At 71.5% G+C, this 18,635-nt stretch carries 19 protein-coding genes; 1 reads left to right on the top strand and 18 read right to left on the bottom strand.

All coding sequences use genetic code 11. The features are described 5' to 3' along the window. Positions 1-20: 20 nt before the first annotated feature. The 11 genes from rpoZ to pyrR form a co-directional block, all read right to left on the bottom strand. On the bottom strand, positions 21-293 hold the full coding sequence (gene rpoZ / locus ACQZOG_RS11400) for a DNA-directed RNA polymerase subunit omega (RefSeq protein WP_006131222.1): 273 nt from the start codon (positions 291-293) through the stop codon (positions 21-23). A gap of 62 nt (positions 294-355) precedes the next feature. Then, a complete protein-coding gene (gmk, locus tag ACQZOG_RS11395; protein WP_051724516.1) occupies positions 356-949 on the bottom strand; it encodes a guanylate kinase in 594 nt (197 codons plus the stop codon). A 60-nt stretch (positions 950-1,009) separates the two neighbouring features. Beyond that, on the bottom strand, positions 1,010-1,333 hold the full coding sequence (locus tag ACQZOG_RS11390) for an integration host factor (RefSeq protein ID WP_003977346.1): 324 nt from the start codon (positions 1,331-1,333) through the stop codon (positions 1,010-1,012). 255 nt (positions 1,334-1,588) lie between these two features. Next, positions 1,589-2,434 (bottom strand): orotidine-5'-phosphate decarboxylase, encoded by an 846-nt coding sequence (pyrF, locus tag ACQZOG_RS11385; RefSeq protein ID WP_033275107.1) that lies wholly within the window; start codon positions 2,432-2,434, stop codon positions 1,589-1,591. Further along, positions 2,431-3,537, bottom strand: a complete 1,107-nt coding sequence (locus ACQZOG_RS11380) for a quinone-dependent dihydroorotate dehydrogenase (protein WP_033275106.1) — start codon at positions 3,535-3,537, stop codon at positions 2,431-2,433. Before ACQZOG_RS11380 ends, pyrF begins: the two co-directional genes overlap by 4 nt. Positions 3,538-3,585: 48 nt before the next feature. Continuing rightward, positions 3,586-6,900 (bottom strand): carbamoyl-phosphate synthase large subunit, encoded by a 3,315-nt coding sequence (gene carB / locus ACQZOG_RS11375; protein WP_033275105.1) that lies wholly within the window; start codon positions 6,898-6,900, stop codon positions 3,586-3,588. Beyond that, entirely contained in the window at positions 6,893-8,035 is a 1,143-nt protein-coding gene (gene carA, locus ACQZOG_RS11370; RefSeq protein ID WP_058915735.1) for a glutamine-hydrolyzing carbamoyl-phosphate synthase small subunit, read from the bottom strand. Before carA ends, carB begins: the two co-directional genes overlap by 8 nt. Continuing rightward, a complete protein-coding gene (locus ACQZOG_RS11365; RefSeq protein ID WP_033275103.1) occupies positions 8,032-8,592 on the bottom strand; it encodes a hypothetical protein in 561 nt (186 codons plus the stop codon). Before ACQZOG_RS11365 ends, carA begins: the two co-directional genes overlap by 4 nt. After that, positions 8,589-9,875 carry a dihydroorotase gene (locus tag ACQZOG_RS11360; RefSeq protein ID WP_033275102.1) on the bottom strand — a complete coding sequence of 429 codons (1,287 nt, stop codon included), beginning with the start codon at positions 9,873-9,875 and terminating at the stop codon, positions 8,589-8,591. The genes ACQZOG_RS11365 and ACQZOG_RS11360 overlap by 4 nt, the downstream gene beginning before the upstream one ends. A 5-nt stretch (positions 9,876-9,880) precedes the next feature. Beyond that, on the bottom strand, positions 9,881-10,876 hold the full coding sequence (locus tag ACQZOG_RS11355; RefSeq protein WP_033275101.1) for an aspartate carbamoyltransferase catalytic subunit: 996 nt from the start codon (positions 10,874-10,876) through the stop codon (positions 9,881-9,883). Between the two features lie 106 nt (positions 10,877-10,982). Continuing rightward, positions 10,983-11,567: a bifunctional pyr operon transcriptional regulator/uracil phosphoribosyltransferase PyrR gene (gene pyrR / locus ACQZOG_RS11350; RefSeq protein WP_203551166.1), complete on the bottom strand. Its 585-nt coding sequence runs from the start codon at positions 11,565-11,567 to the stop codon at positions 10,983-10,985. A 262-nt stretch (positions 11,568-11,829) separates the two neighbouring features. Here pyrR and ACQZOG_RS11345 point away from each other — a divergent pair, with 262 nt between their 5' ends. Then, positions 11,830-12,333 (top strand): transcriptional regulator BldD, encoded by a 504-nt coding sequence (locus tag ACQZOG_RS11345; RefSeq protein WP_006131213.1) that lies wholly within the window; start codon positions 11,830-11,832, stop codon positions 12,331-12,333. Between the two features lie 168 nt (positions 12,334-12,501). Here ACQZOG_RS11345 and nusB read toward each other — a convergent pair whose 3' ends face one another. The 7 genes from nusB to aroC form a co-directional block, all read right to left on the bottom strand. After that, positions 12,502-12,933 (bottom strand): transcription antitermination factor NusB, encoded by a 432-nt coding sequence (gene nusB / locus ACQZOG_RS11340; protein ID WP_033275099.1) that lies wholly within the window; start codon positions 12,931-12,933, stop codon positions 12,502-12,504. A gap of 2 nt (positions 12,934-12,935) precedes the next feature. Further along, complete coding sequence (gene efp / locus ACQZOG_RS11335) at positions 12,936-13,502, bottom strand: elongation factor P (RefSeq protein ID WP_006131211.1); 567 nt, start codon at positions 13,500-13,502, stop codon at positions 12,936-12,938. A 70-nt stretch (positions 13,503-13,572) separates the two neighbouring features. Next, positions 13,573-14,679: an aminopeptidase P family protein gene (locus ACQZOG_RS11330; RefSeq protein WP_163090777.1), complete on the bottom strand. Its 1,107-nt coding sequence runs from the start codon at positions 14,677-14,679 to the stop codon at positions 13,573-13,575. A gap of 104 nt (positions 14,680-14,783) precedes the next feature. Next, positions 14,784-15,629, bottom strand: a complete 846-nt coding sequence (locus ACQZOG_RS11325) for a Pro-rich N-terminal domain-containing protein (protein ID WP_033275097.1) — start codon at positions 15,627-15,629, stop codon at positions 14,784-14,786. Between the two features lie 131 nt (positions 15,630-15,760). Beyond that, the gene (gene aroB / locus ACQZOG_RS11320; RefSeq protein WP_033275096.1) at positions 15,761-16,855 is read right to left on the bottom strand and encodes a 3-dehydroquinate synthase; all 1,095 of its coding nucleotides are present in this window, start codon (positions 16,853-16,855) and stop codon (positions 15,761-15,763) included. Next, the gene (locus ACQZOG_RS11315) at positions 16,852-17,364 is read right to left on the bottom strand and encodes a shikimate kinase (protein WP_351034611.1); all 513 of its coding nucleotides are present in this window, start codon (positions 17,362-17,364) and stop codon (positions 16,852-16,854) included. Before ACQZOG_RS11315 ends, aroB begins: the two co-directional genes overlap by 4 nt. Next, positions 17,361-18,545 carry a chorismate synthase gene (aroC, locus tag ACQZOG_RS11310; RefSeq protein ID WP_033275094.1) on the bottom strand — a complete coding sequence of 395 codons (1,185 nt, stop codon included), beginning with the start codon at positions 18,543-18,545 and terminating at the stop codon, positions 17,361-17,363. Before aroC ends, ACQZOG_RS11315 begins: the two co-directional genes overlap by 4 nt. Positions 18,546-18,635: the final 90 nt, after the last annotated feature.

The raw sequence follows: 18,635 nt of genomic DNA, 5'->3' as shown, positions 1-18,635 counted from the left end.
TGGTACGACGTACTGACCGATCACTGGTTGGGGCCGTCGACGGCCTCGGAGGTCAGCAGTCCCGCGTTGATCTCGCGCAGCGCGATCGACAGCGGCTTCTCGTGGACGTGGGTGTCGACGAGAGGACCGACGTACTCGAGCAGGCCTTCGCCGAGCTGCGAGTAGTACGCGTTGATCTGGCGGGCCCGCTTGGCCGCGTAGATCACGAGGCTGTACTTCGAGTCCGTGGCCTCGAGGAGCTCGTCGATCGGCGGGTTGATGATGCCCTCGGGCGCGGAGATGGAAGAGGACACGCTCTACCTTCCGATGGATGGGAAAGATTCAGTCGTTTCGACCGGCGGACGGTCGTCCACGATCACACGACGTTCATCAAGGCTAGCAGCTCGCGAGCTACCTCCTCGACGGAGGTGTTGACCAGGGTCGTGTCGAACTCCGGTTCGGCGGCGAGCTCGGTCCTCGCGGCCTCCAGCCGGCGCTCGATGACCTCGGGCGACTCGGTGCCCCGGCCGGTGAGCCTGCGGACCAGCTCCTCCCACGAGGGAGGGGCCAGGAACACCAGCTGGGCGTCGGCCAGGGACTCGCGGACCTGCCGCGCGCCCTGGAGGTCGATCTCCAGGAGCACGGGGACCCCGGCCTCCAGGTGCTCCGCCACCGCCGCGCGGGGCGTGCCGTAGCGGTTCCCCGCGAACTCGGCCCACTCCAGCAGCTCGCCGTTGGCGATCAGCTTGTCCATCTCCTCGTCGGTGACGAAGAAGTAGTGGACGCCGTGCTGCTCACCGGGGCGCGGCTTGCGGGTCGTCGCCGACACCGAGAGCCAGACCTCGGGGTGTTCCTTGCGCATATGCGCGACGACCGTGCTCTTGCCGACCCCGGAGGGGCCGGAGAGCACGGTCAGTCGCGGACGTTCGTCCGGGGGTACGGGGGTCGCCCCCCGGGGTGTTGCAGCCATGCGGCGATTATTCCAGCAATCGCGGGGTGTCCGGGACGCCGGTCCCGGACGGCCCGTGAGTCAGGAGCCGGTGCTGCCGAACTCGCGCTCCAGGGAGGCGATCTGGTTCGAACCGAGACCCCGCACGCGGCGGCTCTCGGAGATCCCCAGACGCTCCATGATCTGCTTGGCGCGGACCTTGCCCACGCCCGGCAGGGACTCGAGCAGGGCGGAGACCTTCATCTTGCCGATGACGTCGTTCTCCTGGCCCTGCTTGATGACCTCGTGCAGGGAGGCGCCGGAGTGCTTGAGTCGATTCTTGACCTCGGCCCGCTCCCGGCGAGCCGCGGCGGCCTTTTCGAGCGCGGCTGCGCGCTGTTCAGGGGTAAGGGGCGGAAGAGCCACGCCTACGTCACCTCGGATGTCGAACTGTCGGATACGGACCGGTGAGGAACCTAGTCGCCCCACACCTGGGGAGTCACGAGCAACGCGTGCCCGTTCACTCTTCGTCGGAGACTAGCGTCCATGGCGGCCCGAGTCAGCGAGAACAGCGGAAAAGTCCTGGTCAGCCTCCGTCAGGCCGGACATTCCGGACATAATTCGTCGGATTTGAGGGTGTATCCAGAGTGCGACGACCACGGAGTCCCCTGGTGGGCGTCCTCAGGCGGACGTCAGCGCGGCGCGGATCTCGTCCGCGAACCGCTCCGAGGCGTCACGCAGAGCGACCGTGTCGGGACCGTGGCGCAACACCCCGCGGCTGACGTTCGGCACCACGTTGCGCACGGCGCGCCCGAACACCGCCGGGAGGTCCGCCGGCGTCGCCCCCTGTGCCCCGATGCCCGGCGCCAGGACGGGCCCGCCCATGTCGAGGTCGTAGGACGACAGGTCGCCGAGGGTGGCGCCGACGACCGCGCCGAAGGAGCCGAGCGGCTCCTCCCCCGCGTTCTCCAGCGCGAGGTGGCCGAGGACGGTCGCCCCGACCGTCCGCCCGTCGGCGCGCACCGCGTGCTGCACCTCGCCGCCCTCCGGGTTGGAGGTCAGCGCCAGCACGAACAGTCCGGCGCCGGACTCCCGCGCCATCGCGACGGCGGGGCTCAGCGAGCCGTAGCCCAGGTACGGTGAGACGGTGAGCGCGTCGGAGAAGAGCGGCGCGTCCTTGTGCAGGAAGGTCTCCGCGTAGGCGGCCATGGTGGAGCCGATGTCGCCGCGCTTGGCGTCCATGACGACCAGGGCTCCGGCCTCCCGGGCCTCCCGCACGGTGGTCTCCAGCACGGCGACGCCGCGCGAGCCGAACCGCTCGAAGAAGGCGCTCTGCGGCTTGAGCACGGCGACCCGGTCGGCGACCGCCTCGACGACGGTGCGGCTGAACCGCTCCAGGCCGTCGACGTTGTCGCCCAGGCCCCACTCGGCCAGCAGGGAGGCGTGCGGGTCGATGCCCACGCACAGGGGGCCACGCTCGTCCATCGCGCGGCGCAGCCGTGCGCCGAAGGGTTCGAGTACGGTCATGCGGAAGTCCTCACGTCGGCGCCCACCGCGTCGGCGAGCGTGGCGTAGGGGCTGGTGCGCAGCCGCGCGGCGAGCCCCTTGTGGATGGAACGGGCCCAGAAGGGGCCTTGGTAGATGAACGCGCTGTACCCCTGGACCAGCGTGGCGCCCGCCAGGACGCGCTGCCAGGCGTCCTCGGCGTTCTCGATGCCGCCGACGCCGACCAGGGTGATCCGGTCGCCGACGCGCGCGTAGAGGCGGCGCAGCACCTCGAGCGAGCGGGCCTTGAGGGGCGCGCCGGACAGTCCGCCGGTCTCCTGGACCAGGTCGGGGCCGGAGGCCAGGCCGAGGTCCTCGCGGGCGATGGTGGTGTTGGTGGCGATGATGCCGTCGAGGCCGAGCTCCACGGCGAGGTCGGCGACGGCGTCGATGTCCTCGTCGGCCAGGTCGGGGGCGATCTTCACCAGCAGCGGCACCCGGCGGGCCGGGACCGCGCGGTCGGCGGCCTCGCGGACGGAGGTGAGCAGCGGGCGGAGCTGGTCCACGGCCTGGAGGCTGCGCAGGCCCGGGGTGTTCGGGCTGGAGACGTTGACGACCAGGTAGTCGGCGTGGGGCGCGAGCCGTTCGGCGGACTTCACGTAGTCGGCGGCGGCCTCGGACTCGGGGACGACCTTGGTCTTGCCGATGTTGACGCCCACGACCGTGCGGAACACGGGCCTGCGGGAGGCCAGACGGGCGGCGACGGCGAGCGAGCCGTCGTTGTTGAAGCCCATGCGGTTGATCAGGGCGCGGTCGGGGACCAGGCGGAACAGCCGCTTCCTGGGGTTGCCGGGCTGCGGTTCGCCGGTCACGGTGCCGATCTCGACGTGGTCGAAGCCGAGCATCGCCAGGCCGTCGATGCCGACGGCGTTCTTGTCGAAGCCGGCGGCCAGCCCGAAGGGGCTGTGCAGGCGCAGGCCGAGGGCCTCGGTGCGGAGTTCCTCGTACCGCGGGGCGAGCACCGCGGCGACGAACGTGCGCAGCACCGGGACGCGGGCGACGCGGCGGATCCAGCGGAAGGCCAGGTGGTGGGCGTCCTCCGGGTCCATCCGTGAGAAGAGCAGGGTGAAGAGAATTCTGTACATGGTGTCCTCATGGAGAGGGGGACACCGTTTCCGGTGTCCCCCTTCGGGCTACTGGTCCTCGCGGGCCGCGGTCAGCTGTTCCGCGTGTTCCTGGAGCGAGCGGACTCCCACGTCGCCCCGGTTGAGCGCGTCGATGCCCTGGACGGCGGCGGCGAGCGCCTGGACCGTGGTGAGGCAGGGCACCGAGCGGGCCACGGCCGCGGTGCGGATCTCGTAGCCGTCGAGCCGGCCGCCCGTGCCGTACGGGGTGTTGACGATGAGGTCGACCTCGCCGTCGTGGATGAGCTGGACGATGGTCTTCTCGCCGTTGGGTCCGGTGCCCTCGAACTGCTTGCGCACGACGGTGGCCTTGATGCCGTTGCGCTTGAGGACCTCGGCGGTGCCGGAGGTGGCGAGCAGCTCGAAGCCGTGCGCGACCAGCTCGCGCGCCGGGAAGATCATCGAGCGCTTGTCCCGGTTGGCGACCGAGATGAAGGCGCGGCCCTTGGTGGGCAGCGGCCCGTAGGCGCCCGCCTGCGACTTGGCGTAGGCCGTGCCGAAGACGCTGTCGATGCCCATGACCTCGCCGGTGGAGCGCATCTCCGGGCCGAGGACCGTGTCGACGCCGCGGCCGTGGATGTCCCGGAAGCGGGACCACGGCATCACGGCCTCCTTGACGGAGATCGGCGCGTCCAGCGGGAGCTCGCCGCCGTCGCCGGTGGCCGGGAGCAGGCCCTCGGCGCGCAGTTCGGCGACGGTGGCGCCCAGCGAGATGCGGGCGGCGGCCTTGGCGAGCGGCACCGCGGTCGCCTTCGAGGTGAAGGGGACCGTGCGGGAGGCGCGCGGGTTGGCCTCGAGGACGTAGAGGATGTCCCCGGCCAGGGCGAACTGGATGTTGATCAGTCCGCGTACGCCCACGCCGCGCGCGATGGCCTCGGTGGAGGCGCGCAGCCGCTTGATGTCGAAGCCGCCCAGCGTGATCGGGGGCAGGGCGCACGCCGAGTCGCCGGAGTGGATGCCGGCCTCCTCGATGTGCTCCATGACGCCGCCGAGGTACAGCTCGGTGCCGTCGTAGAGGGCGTCGACGTCGATCTCGATGGCGTCGTCGAGGAAGCGGTCGACCAGGACCGGCCGGGAGGGGCTGATCTCGGTCGACTCGGCGATGTACGCCTCCAGCCGGTTCTCGTCGTAGACGATCTCCATGCCGCGTCCGCCGAGCACGTAGGACGGGCGGACGAGGACCGGGTAGCCGATCTCGTCGGCGATGGCCTTGGCCTCGGCGAAGGTGGTGGCGGTGCCGTGCTTGGGGGCGGGCAGGCCGGCCTCCTTGAGGACCTGGCCGAAGGCGCCGCGGTCCTCGGCGGCATGGATGGCCTCAGGGGAGGTGCCGACGACGGGCACGCCGTTGTCCTTGAGCGCCTGGGAGAGGCCGAGCGGGGTCTGGCCGCCGAGCTGGACGATCACACCCGCGACCGGTCCGGCCTGCTGCTCGGCGTGGACGATCTCCAGGACGTCCTCCAGGGTGAGCGGCTCGAAGTAGAGCCGGTCGGAGGTGTCGTAGTCGGTGGAGACGGTCTCCGGGTTGCAGTTGACCATCACGGTCTCGTAGCCGGCGTCGCTCAGGGCGAAGGAGGCGTGGACGCAGGAGTAGTCGAACTCGATGCCCTGGCCGATGCGGTTCGGGCCGGAGCCCAGGATGATCACCGCGGGCTTCTCGCGTGGCGCGACCTCGGTCTCCTCGTCGTAGGAGGAGTAGAAGTACGGCGTCTTCGCGGCGAACTCGGCGGCGCAGGTGTCGACCGTCTTGTAGACGGGGCGGATGCCGAGGGCGTGGCGGACCTCGCGGACGACGTCCTCGCGCAGGCCGCGGATCTCGCCGATCTGGTGGTCGGAGAAGCCGTGCCGCTTGGCCTCGGCGAGCAGGTCCGGGGTCAGCTCGGGGGCGGCGGCCAGCTCGTCGGCGGTCTCCTTGATGAGGAAGAGCTGGTCGACGAACCACGGGTCGATCTTCGTGGCCTCGAAGACCTCCTCGGGCGTGGCGCCCGCGCGGATGGCCTGCATGACGGCGTTGATCCGGCCGTCGGTGGGGCGGACCGCCTCGCGCAGCAGCTCGGCCTTGTCGCCGGGCTCGCCGACGAAGGTGAACTGGCTGCCCTTCTTCTCCAGCGAGCGCAGCGCCTTCTGGAACGCCTCGGTGAAGTTGCGGCCGATGGCCATGGCCTCGCCGACCGACTTCATGGTGGTCGTGAGGGTGGAGTCGGCGCTCGGGAACTTCTCGAAGGCGAACCGCGGGGCCTTCACGACGACGTAGTCGAGGGTCGGCTCGAAGGAGGCCGGGGTCTCCTGCGTGATGTCGTTCGGGATCTCGTCGAGGGTGTAGCCGACGGCGAGCTTGGCCGCGATCTTGGCGATGGGGAAGCCGGTCGCCTTGGAGGCGAGCGCCGAGGACCGGGAGACGCGCGGGTTCATCTCGATGACGATGACCCGGCCGTCCTCGGGGTTGACCGCGAACTGGATGTTGCAGCCGCCGGTGTCGACGCCGACCTCGCGGATGATCGCGATGCCGACGTCGCGCAGCACCTGGTACTCGCGGTCGGTCAGCGTCATCGCCGGGGCCACGGTGATCGAGTCGCCGGTGTGCACGCCCATGGGGTCGAAGTTCTCGATGGAGCAGACGACCACGACGTTGTCGTTCTTGTCGCGCATCAGCTCCAGCTCGTACTCCTTCCAGCCGAGGATGGACTCCTCCAGGAGCACCTCGGTGGTCGGCGAGAGGGTGAGCCCCTGCCCGGCGATGCGGCGCAGCTCCTCCTCGTCGTGCGCGAAGCCGGATCCGGCGCCGCCCATGGTGAAGGACGGGCGCACGACGACGGGGTAGCCGCCGAGCTCCTCGACGCCCTTGAGGACGTCGTCCATGGAGTGGCAGATGTAGGAGCGGGCGGACTCGCCGTGACCGATCTTGCGGCGGACCTCCTCCACGACCTCCTTGAACAGGTCGCGGTCCTCGCCCTTGTTGATGGCCTCGACGTTGGCGCCGATCAGCTCGACGCCGTACTTCTCCAGGACGCCGTTGCCGTGCAGGGAGATCGCGGTGTTCAGGGCCGTCTGGCCGCCCAGGGTGGGCAGCAGGGCGTCCGGCCGCTCCTTGGCGATGATCTTCTCGACGAACTCGGGCGTGATCGGCTCGACGTACGTGGCGTCGGCGATCTCCGGGTCGGTCATGATCGTCGCCGGGTTGGAGTTGACCAGGATGACGCGCAGGCCCTCGGCCTTGAGGACGCGGCAGGCCTGGGTGCCGGAGTAGTCGAACTCCGCGGCCTGGCCGATGACGATCGGGCCGGAGCCGATGACCAGGACGGACTGGATATCGGTGCGCTTAGGCACGCTGGCCCTCCATGAGCTTCACGAAGCGGTCGAACAGGTAGGCGGCGTCGTGCGGGCCCGCTGCCGCTTCGGGGTGGTACTGGACGCTGAAGGCCGGCTTGTCGAGCAGCTGGAGGCCCTCCACCACGTTGTCGTTCAGGCAGACGTGGGACACCTCGGCGCGGCCGAACGGGGTGTCGGAGACCTTGTCGAGCGGGGCGTCCACGGCGAAGCCGTGGTTGTGCGCGGTCACCTCGACCTTGCCGGTCGTGCGGTCCTGCACCGGCTGGTTGATGCCGCGGTGGCCGTACTTCAGCTTGAAGGTGCCGAAGCCGAGGGCGCGGCCGAGGATCTGGTTGCCGAAGCAGATGCCGAACAGCGGGGTGCCGCGCTCCAGCACGCCCCGCATCACGGAGACGGGGTGGTCGGCGGTGGCGGGGTCGCCGGGGCCGTTGGAGAAGAACACGCCGTCCGGGTTGACCGCGTAGACGTCGTCGACGGTCGCGGTGGCGGGCAGCACGTGCACCTCGATGCCGCGCTCGGCCATCCGGTAGGGGGTCATGCCCTTGATACCGAGGTCGACGGCGGCGACGGTGAACTTCTTCTCGCCCTGCGCGGGGACGACGTACGCCTCCTTGGTCGCCACCTCGGCGGAGAGGTCGGCGCCCTGCATCTCGGGGGCCCGGCGGACCTCGGCGAGCATGGTGCCCTCGTCGGGCAGGGCGTTGCCGGAGAAGATGCCGACGCGCATGGCGCCGCGTTCCCGCAGGTGGCGGGTGAGGGCGCGGGTGTCGACACCGCTGATGCCGACGACGCCCTGGGCGGCCAGCTCCTCGTCGAGGGTGCGGCGCGAGCGCCAGTTGGACGGCACGCGCGCGGGGTCGCGCACGACGTAGCCGGAGACCCAGATCCGCTTGGACTCGGCGTCCTCGTCGTTGACGCCGGTGTTGCCGACGTGCGGGGCGGTCATCACCACGACCTGGCGGTGGTACGACGGGTCGGTGAGGGTCTCCTGGTAGCCGGTCATGCCGGTGGAGAACACCGCTTCGCCGAAGGTTTCCCCCACCGCCCCGTAGGCACGGCCGCGGAAGATCCGGCCGTCCTCCAGGACGAGTACGGCGGGAACCTTGTCGGCTCCCCTGGTGGAGGTTGTCATCGTGCGCCTTCCGTCTTGTTGATCATGTTCGTGAGGGCGTCGACCCACTCGGTGTGCTCCGCCGCGTGGTCGGAGCGGAAACCGGAGTCGATGAGCCGGTCGCCGTGCTGCCAGGTGATCACCAGCAGGCCGCCCTCGGTGAGGACCTTGCCGGCGATGCCCTTGTCGAGCCGGGCCTCGCGCAGTGCGTCCGCGGGGATGAAGAAGTCCTCCGCCCCGGGGCGCACGACGTCCAGACCGGCGTCGCCGAGCGTCAGCTCGGCACGGCTGCGGGTGCCCAGGCCGTGCGCCACGATGCGGTCGAGCCACTGGCCCGCGGTGGTCGAGCCGTGGTAGCGGCCGCTCATGGTCAGTGTCGCCGGGCCGGGGTCGTCCGGCGCGCTGTGCAGCTCCGGCAGGTCGCTCTGGAGCGTCCCTCGCCACTTCCAGCCCTCGCGCATCAGCCAGTAGACGAGCGCGACGAAGAGGGCGAGACCGACGACCCAGCCGATCCGGGCGGCCCAGTCGGTCACTTCCGCCGATTCCTTCTCGGCGGCCAGCAGGATGAGAGATGTCACGTGAGCTTCCCGTCGACGAGCGTGGCCTTGCCCCGGAGCCAGGTGTGGGTGACACGGCCCGGCAGCTCGCGGCCCTCGTAGGGCGTGTTGCGGCTGCGCGAGGCGAAGCCCGCGGGGTCCACCGGTCCACGGTATGCCGTGTCGACGAGGGTGAGGTTGGCGGGCTCACCTGCCGAGACGGGGCGGCCGTGGCCCTCGGCGCGGCCGATGCGCGCGGGGGTGAAGGACATGCGGTCGGCGACGCCGGCCCAGTCCAGCAGGCCGGTGTCGACCATCGTCTCCTGGACCACCGACAGGGCGGTCTCCAGGCCGACCATGCCCATGGCGGCGGCGGCCCACTCGCAGTCCTTGTCCTCGTGCGGGTGCGGGGCGTGGTCGGTGGCGACGATGTCGATGGTGCCGTCGGCGAGCGCCTCGCGCAGGGCGAGCACGTCACGCTCGGTGCGCAGCGGCGGGTTGACCTTGTAGACCGGGTTGTAGGAGCGCACCAGCTCGTCCGTGAGGAGCAGGTGGTGCGGGGTGACCTCGGCGGTGACGCGGATGCCGCGGGACTTGGCCCAGCGGACGATCTCCACGGAGCCGGCGGTCGACAGGTGGCAGATGTGGACGCGGGAGCCGACGTGGTCGGCGAGCAGCACGTCGCGGGCGATGACCGACTCCTCCGCGACGGCCGGCCAGCCGCCGAGGCCGAGTTCGGCGGAGACGACGCCCTCGTTCATCTGGGCGCCCTCGGTGAGGCGGGGCTCCTGGGCGTGCTGGGCGACGACGCCGTCGAAGGCCTTCACGTACTCCAGGGCGCGGCGCATGATCACGGCGTCGTGGACGCACTTGCCGTCGTCGGAGAAGACGGTGACGCCGGCCGCGGACTCGTGCATGGCGCCCAGCTCGGCGAGCTTCTGTCCCTCCAGGCCGACGGTGACGGCGCCGATCGGCTGCACGTCGCAGTAGCCGGACTCCTGGCCGAGCCGCCAGACCTGCTCGACGACGCCGGCGGTGTCGGCCACCGGGAAGGTGTTGGCCATGGCGAAGACGTTGGTGTAGCCGCCGCTCGCCGCCGCGCGGGTGCCGGTCAGGACGGTCTCGGAGTCCTCGCGGCCGGGCTCGCGCAGGTGGGTGTGCAGGTCGACCAGGCCCGGCAGCAGCACCTTGCCGCCGGCCTCGACGACCTCCGCTCCCTCGGCGGACAGGCCGGCGCCGACCTGAGTGATCGTTTCGCCGTCGATCAGGACGTCCTGGGGCTCGCCGCCGAGCACCTTCGCACCACGGATCAGGGTCTTGCTCATCGTTGTCAGTTCTCCTCGGCGGTACGGGCGGGGGCGGCGGACGTGCTCGGGGCCTGGAACTCGGCTCCGCCGAGCAGCAGGTACAGGACGGCCATGCGGATGGAGACGCCGTTGGCGACCTGCTCGACGACCGTGCAGCGGTCGGAGTCGGCGACCTCGGCGGTGATCTCCATGCCGCGGACCATCGGACCGGGGTGCATCACGATCGCGTGCTCGGGCATCCGCGCCATGCGCTCGCCGTCGAGGCCGTAGCGGCGCGAGTACTCCCGCTCGGTGGGGAAGAACGCGGCGTTCATCCGCTCGCGCTGGACGCGCAGCATCATCACCGCGTCGGACTTGGGCAGCGTGGAGTCCAGGTCGTACGACACCTCGCAGGGCCAGGTCTCGACGCCGACCGGAAGCAGGGTGGGCGGGGCGACGAGGGTGACCTCGGCGCCGAGCGTGTGCAGCAGGTCGACGTTGGAACGGGCGACCCGGCTGTGCAGGACGTCACCGACGAGGGTGATGCGGCGGCCGTTCAGGTCCTGGCCGAGCCCGGCGTCCCGGCCGACGAGGCGGCGGCGCATGGTGAAGGCGTCGAGCAGCGCCTGGGTGGGGTGCTGGTGGGTGCCGTCGCCGGCGTTGATGACGTGGGCGTCGATCCAGCCGGAGGTGGCGAGCCGGTAGGGGGCGCCCGAAGCGCCGTGCCGGATGACGACCGCGTCGACGCCCATGGCCTCCAGGGTCTGGGCGGTGTCCTTGAGGGACTCGCCCTTGGAGACGCTGGAGCCCTTGGCGGTGAAGTTGATGACGTCCGCGGAGAGCCGCTTCTCGGCGGCCTCGAAGGAGATCCGGGTGCGGGTGGAGTCCTCGAAGAAGAGGTTGACGACGGTTCGGCCGCGCAGGGTGGGGAGTTTCTTGATCGGCCGGTCGGCCACCCGGGCCATCTCCTCGGCGGTGTCGAGGATGAGGACGGCGTCGTCGCGGGTGAGGTCGGCGGCCGAGATGAGATGACGCTGCATCTGTCAGGCTCCGTAAAGGCAGTTCAATGAGGCGAAATCGGGCAGACGGGTACGCGCGTGGGCGTGCCGCGCCGGCGCACACCTGTCGGGCGCGCGCTTCGCGGTGCTACTGGGAGGTCTGCTTGGCGCCGAGCAGCACGGTGTCGCGGCCGTCCTCCTCGGCGAGCAGGACCTTGACCGTCTCCCGCAGCGACGTGGGGAGGTTCTTGCCGACGTAGTCGGCGCGGATGGGCAGTTCGCGGTGGCCGCGGTCGACGAGCACGGCCAGCTGCACCGCGCGGGGGCGGCCGATGTCGTTCAGCGCGTCGAGGGCGGCGCGGATGGTGCGGCCGGAGAAGAGCACGTCGTCGACGAGGACGACCAGCTTGCCGTCGATGCCGTCACCGGGGATCTCGGTGCGGGCCAGCGCTCGCGGCGGCTGCAGGCGCAGGTCGTCGCGGTACATGGTGATGTCGAGCGAGCCGACCGGGACCTTGCGCTCGGTGATCTGCTCGAGCCTGTCGGCGAGCCGCCGGGCGAGGAAGACGCCCCGGGTCGGGATGCCGAGGAGCACCACGTCGTCGGCGCCCTTGGCGCGTTCGACGATCTCGTGGGCGATGCGGGTCATGACCCGGGCGATGTCGGGGGCCTCGAGAACGGGCCGTGCGTCCGCCTGGGATGCGGGCGGCGACACGGGGTCGTGCGTGTCCATACGAAACGGACCTCCTTCTCCGCCTCACGGGACGGACCTTAAAGGACGTCGGATTGCGCCCCTCAGGCTAGCAGGTGGTCTCGCGCCCGCAGCGACACCCCCTTTCACCCGGATGGAGCAACCGATCTTCGCTACCACGGAAGAGTCGGTGTGGACCATTCGGCTTGACGCACGAGAGTAACGCTGCGTAACCTCACAGTGAGTTACCAGCCGCGCGGTATGGAATCCAGCCATCCGCGTCGACACAGTGCCGGGGAGCTATATGTCCAGCGAATACGCCAAACAGCTCGGGGCCAAGCTCCGGGCGATCCGCACCCAGCAGGGCCTTTCCCTCCACGGTGTCGAGGAGAAGTCCCAGGGCCGCTGGAAGGCGGTCGTGGTCGGTTCGTACGAGCGCGGCGACCGCGCCGTGACCGTGCAGCGCCTCGCGGAGCTGGCGGACTTCTACGGCGTCCCGGTGCAGGAGCTGCTGCCGGGCACGACCCCGGGCGGGGCCGCCGAGCCGCCGCCGAAGCTGGTCCTGGACCTCGAGCGGCTGGCCACGGTGCCGGCCGAGAAGGCGGGCCCGCTCCAGCGCTACGCGGCGACGATCCAGTCGCAGCGCGGTGACTACAACGGCAAGGTGCTGTCGATCCGCCAGGACGACCTGCGCACGCTCGCCGTGATCTACGACCAGTCGCCCTCGGTCCTCACCGAGCAGCTGATCAGCTGGGGCGTGCTGGACGCGGACGCGCGCCGCGCGGTGGCGTCCCACGAGGACGCGTAGGCGCTCCGCGGGGGCGCAGAAACGTGCCGCCGGGGTGCCGGAACCTTCTGGTTCCGGCACCCCGGCGGTTTTTCGTCTGCCGGCTGCGGTTCCTGTTCGGCCGCGGGCCGGGTGGGGCTGAGCGCGCAGTTCCCCGCGCCCCTGACGGGGCGCTTCCTGACGGGCGGCCTACTGGTCGCGGCGCAGGGAAGGCTTGAGTTCCTTCAGGCGGCCGAGGAGGCCGTTGACGAACGAGGGGGACTCGTCCGTGGAGAACTCCTTCGCCAGCTGCACCATCTCGTCCAGCACGACCGCGTCCGGGGTCTCGTCGACCCAGATCAGCTCGTACGCGCCGAGCCGCAGGATGGAGCGGTCCACGACGGGCATCCGGTCGAGCGTCCAGCCGACCGAGTACTGGCCGATCAGCTCGTCGATCCGCTTCGCGTGCTCCGCGTAGCCCTCGACGAGCTGCATCGTGTACTCGCTCACCGGCGGCTGCCGGGTGTCGGACCGGGAGTGCCGGATCCAGTCGGCGAGGACCGTGAGGACCTCGGTGCCGCGCTGGTCGCCCTCGAAGATGATCTGGAAGGCGCGCTTGCGGGCCGTGTTGCGGGCAGCCACGGTTAGCTGTTCACCCGGCCGAGGTAGTCGCTCGTGCGGGTGTCGACCTTGATCTTCTCACCGGTGGTGATGAAGAGCGGCACCTGGATCTGGTGGCCGGTCTCCAGCGTGGCGGGCTTGGTGCCGCCCGTGGAGCGGTCGCCCTGGACGCCCGGCTCGGTCTCCTGGATCGTCAGCTCGACGGCGGCCGGGAGCTCCACGAAGAGCACCTCGCCCTCGTGCTGGGCGACGGTGGCGGTGAAGCCCTCGACGAGGAAGTTGGCGGCGTCGCCGACGGCCTTGCGGTCGACCATGAGCTGGTCGTAGGTCTCCATGTCCATGAAGACGAAGTAGTCGCCGTCCATGTAGGAGAACTGCATGTCGCGCTTGTCGACGGTGGCCGTTTCGACCTTGACGCCGGCGTTGAAGGTCTTGTCGACGACCTTGCCGGAGAGCACGTTCTTGAGCTTGGTGCGCACGAAGGCCGGGCCCTTGCCGGGCTTGACGTGCTGGAACTCGACGACGGACCAGAGCTGGCCGCCTTCGAGCTTGAGCACCATGCCGTTCTTGAGGTCGTTCGTGGAAGCCACGGTTGCGGAATCTCCTGGACTGGACTGACGTGGACGACGGCCGGGGCGGGGGCAGGCGCACTGCGCGAGGCTAGAGCGCGAGCAGCTCCTTGGTCGTGATGGTGAGTAGCTCGGGTCCGCCGTCCGCCTCGGGGCGCACGACGAGCGTGTCATCGATCCGGACGCCGCCCCGGCCGGGGAGGTGCACCCCCGGCTCGACGGTGACCGGCACGCAAGCGTCCAGTTTACCCATGGCCGCCGGGGTCAATTGAGGGTCCTCGTCGATTTCCAGTCCGACGCCGTGACCGGTGAGGACGGGCAGTGCCTCCGCGTACCCGGCGGAGTCGAGCACCTGGCGGGCCGCACGGTCCACGTCACGGCATGCGGCGCCGGGTGCCAGGGACTCGCGTCCCGCGCGCTGGGCGGAGAACACGAGGTCGTACAGCTCGATCTGCCAGTCGGCCGGGGCCGTGCCGATGACGAAGGTGCGGCCGATCTCGCAGCGGTAGCCGCGGTAGGTCGCGCCGAGGCAGACGGAGAGGAAGTCGCCCTCCTCCACCCGGCGGTCGGTGGGCCGGTGGCCGGGGCGTCCGGCGTTCGGTCCGGTGGCGACGGAGGTGGGGAAGGCCGGGCCGTCGGCGCCGTGGTCGACCAGGCGGCGCTCCAGTTCCAGGGCGAGATGGCGTTCGGTGCGGCCGACCAGGATGGACTCCAGGAGTTCGCCCAGGGCCTGGTCGGCGATCTCCGCGCCGATGCGGAGACAGGAGATCTCCTCCTCGTCCTTGACCACACGCAGCTGTTCGACCGCACCGGCGACGCCGGTGAGACGCAGGGGCGGGGCGGCGTCGCGGATCGCGCGGTGCCGGGTGACGGTGAGGTGGTGCTCCTCCACGGCGAGGGCGTCGACGCCCTGGGCGACCGCGAGGGCGGCGGCCTCCACGGCGGGGTCGCCGCCGATGCCGGTCATGACGTGCAGGCGCAGCGCCTCGTCGGGGCGGTTGTGCGGGATGCGGTCGTCCGGCGGCTCCGCGCACACGAGGACGTCCTCGGTCCTGCCGAGCAGCAGCACGGCGTTCTCGGGGGCGGCGCCGGACAGGTAGCGGACGTTGGCGGGCCGGGACACCAGCGCGGCGGTGCTGCCGCTCGCGTTGCAGCGTTCCCGGAGCCGCGTCCGGCGGACCGCGTAGACCTCAGACATGGTTCGAGCGTAGGAGCGGCGGCGGGATGTCGCCGGTCGAGCGGGGCCGACCGGGGACAGCGCGGCCGCTCCGCACCGGGGCCCGCGCCCCTAGGGGACTCGGCTCACCACTTCGGCGGGCTGGCGATCGCCCGGGTGAGGACGTCGTCGAGGACCCGGGCCGTCTCCGGTACGTCCAGCTGGGAGTTGTCGATGATCGGCAGGCCCGAGCCGTACCAGCCGGCCATGCGGCCGTGGATGCGGGCCACTTCCTCGTCGCCGAGGCGGCGGTTGCCGCTGCGCTCCGCGTTGCGCTCCAGGACCACGTCCAGGCCGGGCAGGAGGACGACGGGCAGCAGGCCGGGGCCGACGTGCCGCTTCCAGCCGCCGAGGCCGACGACCGGGCGGTCGGGGAAGACCGCGTCGTCGAGGATGCAGGAGATGCCGTTCGCCAGGAAGTTGCGGGCGGCGAAGCCGCAGGTGCGGCGGGCCAGCCGGTACTGCGCCTCGGAGTTGTCGTTCCAGCCGGTCTGCGGGTCGGCGAAGCCGGAGCGGACCCATTCACGGACGTCGTCGAGGCTGATGTGCGCCGTGGGCACACGGCGGTGGTCCGCCCAGTACTTGGCGACGCTGGTCTTGCCGGCGCCCGCGGGGCCGATGAGCAGCACGGCGAGGGTCGTCGCGGTCGGGTCGGGGACCGCCGGGGCCTGCGGCGCGCTCGGTATGCCCACCGGGCCGCCGGGCGGCAGCGTGACATGGCCGGTGGTGTCCGGCGGCGGAGGCATGGAGGCGTGCTGGGGGCCCGCCGGGGGCGGGGGCGCCGGGTAGCCGGGCGGCTGGGCGTGCGGCGGCGCCGAGGGGCCCTGCTGCTGATGCTGACCTGGGTGGTGCGCGGCCGGTGACCAGCCGGCGGCCGGTCCGTGCCCCGGCTGGTGGGGCGGCGGCAGCGGAGAACCCACTGCGTGCTGCATCCGGTGCCACTCCGTCTCGTACAGGCAATGGGTCACTGACAGCGGGGGCCGTCCCCGCGTTACCGAACGGTACCGCCCCCTGCCGTCGTTGTGTGAACGGCCGGGGGCGGTGATGAGTGCCCGTCAGGCGGCTACTCGCCCACCTCGCCGTAGGCGGCGAGGAGGACGGCCGGGTCGGGGCCCTCCAGCACGGTGGGCTTGGCGAGCCCGTCGAGGACGACGAAGCGCAGCAGGTTGCCGCGGGACTTCTTGTCGACCTTCATGTTCTCCACCAGCTTGGGCCACTGGTCGTAGCGGTAGCGCAGCGGGAGCCCGAGGGCCTCGAGGACCGTGCGGTGGCGGTCGGCGGTGGCGTCGTCGAGGCGGCCGGCGAGGCGGCCCAGTTCGGCGGCGAAGTGCATGCCCACGGCGACGGCGGCGCCGTGGCGCCACTTGTACCGCTCGTTCTTCTCGATGGCGTGGCCGAGGGTGTGGCCGTAGTTGAGGATCTCGCGGAGGCCGGACTCCTTGAGGTCGCTGGAGACCACGTCGGCCTTCACCCGGATCGAGCGTTCGATCAGCTCGGCGGTGTGCGGTCCGGCCGGGGTGCGGGCGGCCTCGGGGTCGGACTCGATCAGGTCGAGGATGACCGGGTCGGCGATGAAGCCGGCCTTGACGACCTCGGCGAGCCCGGAGACGTAGTCGTGGACCGGGAGGGAGTCGAGGGCGGCGAGGTCGCAGAGGACGCCGGCGGGCGGGTGGAAGGCGCCGACGAGGTTCTTGCCCTCGGCGGTGTTGATGCCCGTCTTGCCGCCCACGGCCGCGTCGACCATGGCCAGCACGGTGGTCGGCACGGCGATCCAGCGCACGCCCCGCAGCCAGGTCGCGGCGACGAACCCGGCGAGGTCCGTGGTGGCCCCGCCGCCGACACCCACGACGACGTCGGTGCGCGTGAAGTTCGACTGGCCGAGCGCCTTCCAGCAGTAGGCGGCGACCTCGGCGGTCTTGGCCTCCTCGGCGTTCGGCACCTGGATGGCGACGGCCTCGTAGCCCTGGCCCGCGAGGTCCGCGCGGAGCGCGTCGCCGGTCTCGGCGAGGGCCTCGGGGTGGATGACCGCCACCCGCTGGGCCTTGTCGCCGATCAGCCCGGGGAGCTCGCCGAGCAGCTGCCGTCCGACCAGGACGTCGTAGGGCTCGGTGCCCGCCGTGCCCGCGACGTGGATGCGGGTCACTGCCTCGTTGCTCATGCTTCCTTCAGCTCCAGTGCGTCGAGGACCGCGTCGGCGACCTCGTCGGGCGTGCGGCCGTCGGTCGGCACGACGGCCGTGGCGGTCTCCTCGTACAGGTGGCGGCGGGCCTCCATCAGCTCGCGCCACTGCTTGCGCGGGTTGACCGCGAGGAGTGGGCGGGCGGCGCCGAGGCCGGTGCGGCGGACCGCCTCCTCGACGTCCATCGACAGGTAGACGACCCGCTCCCCGGCGAGCAGCGCGCGGGTGTCCGGGTCGAGGACCGCGCCCCCGCCCAGGGCGAGGACGCCGTCGTGGGAGGCGAGCGCCTGCCGCACGGCCTCCTTCTCCAGGGCGCGGAAGGCGGGCTCGCCGTCCTCGACGAAGATGTCGGAGACGGCGCGGCCCTGGGCGGCGACGATGTCGTCGTCGGTGTCCCGGTACCCGACGCCGAGACGCTCGGCGAGGAGCCGGCCGACGGTGGACTTGCCGACGCCCATCGGACCGGTCAGGACGAGTCGCGGGCTCACCGGATCGCCAGGTTGTCGAGGTACGAGGTGACGTTGCGGCGGGTCTCGGTGACGCTGTCGCCGCCGAACTTCTCCGCCACCGCGTCCGCCAGCACCAGGGCGACCATGGCCTCGGCGACGATGCCGGCCGCCGGGACGGCGGAGACGTCGGAGCGCTGGTGGTGGGCCTGCGTGGCCTCGCCCGTGGTGACGTCCACGGTCTTCAGGGCGCGCGGCACGGTGGCGATCGGCTTCATCGCGGCGCGCACGCGCAGCAGCTCGCCGGTGGACAGGCCGCCCTCGGTGCCGCCGGCCCGGCCGGAGACCCGCTTGATGCCCTCGGGCGTGTTGACGATCTCGTCGTGCGCCTTGGATCCGGGCACGCGGGCCAGCTCGAAGCCGTCGCCGATCTCGACGCCCTTGATGGCCTGGATGCCCATGAGGGCCCCGGCCAGCCGGGCGTCCAGCTTGCGGTCCCAGTGCACGTGCGACCCGAGGCCCACGGGGACGCCGTAGGCCAGCACCTCGACGACGCCGCCGAGGGTGTCGCCGTCCTTGTGCGCCTGGTCGACCTCGGCGACCATCGCCTTCGACGTGTCCGCGTCCAGGCAGCGCAGCGGGTCGGCGTCGAGCTTCTCCACGTCGGCCGGCGTGGGGAGGACGCCCTGCGGCGCCTTCACCGAGCACAGTTCGACGACGTGGGAGACGATCTCGATCCCGGCCGTCTCCTTCAGGTACGACCGCGCCACCGCGCCCAGCGCCACGCGGGCGGCGGTCTCACGGGCGGAGGCGCGCTCGAGGATCGGGCGGGCCTCGTCGAAGCCGTACTTCTGCATGCCGGCCAGGTCGGCGTGGCCGGGCCGCGGGCGGGTCAGCGGCGCGTTGCGCGCGAGGCCGGCCAGCACCTCCGGGTCGACCGGGTCGGCCGCCATGACCTGCTCCCACTTGGGCCACTCGGTGTTGCCCACCATGATCGCGACCGGGGACCCCAGGGTCAGTCCGTGCCGGACACCGCCCAGGAACGTGACCTCGTCCCGCTCGAACTTCATCCGGGCACCGCGACCGTAGCCGAGCCGCCGCCTCGCCAGGTGGTCCGCCACCATGTCCGTGGTGATCGGCACGCCGGCGGGAAGGCCCTCCAGCGTCGCGACGAGTGCGGGACCGTGGGACTCCCCCGCGGTCAGCCAGCGCAACCTGCTCAACGGTGCTCCTCCGTGTTCGCGCCCCGGTGCTGCCCAGCGCACGCTCCTGCTCGCGTACGCGCGCGGCGGGACGGGGTGCGCGGGTCCCGG

This window comes from Streptomyces sp. P13-3-3 (assembly GCF_050571355.1).
Taxonomy (GTDB): Bacteria; Actinomycetota; Actinomycetes; order Streptomycetales; family Streptomycetaceae; genus Streptomyces; species Streptomyces althioticus.
The sequence above is the reverse complement of the archived record's forward strand: the minus strand, read 5'-3'. Positions and strand labels throughout refer to the sequence as shown.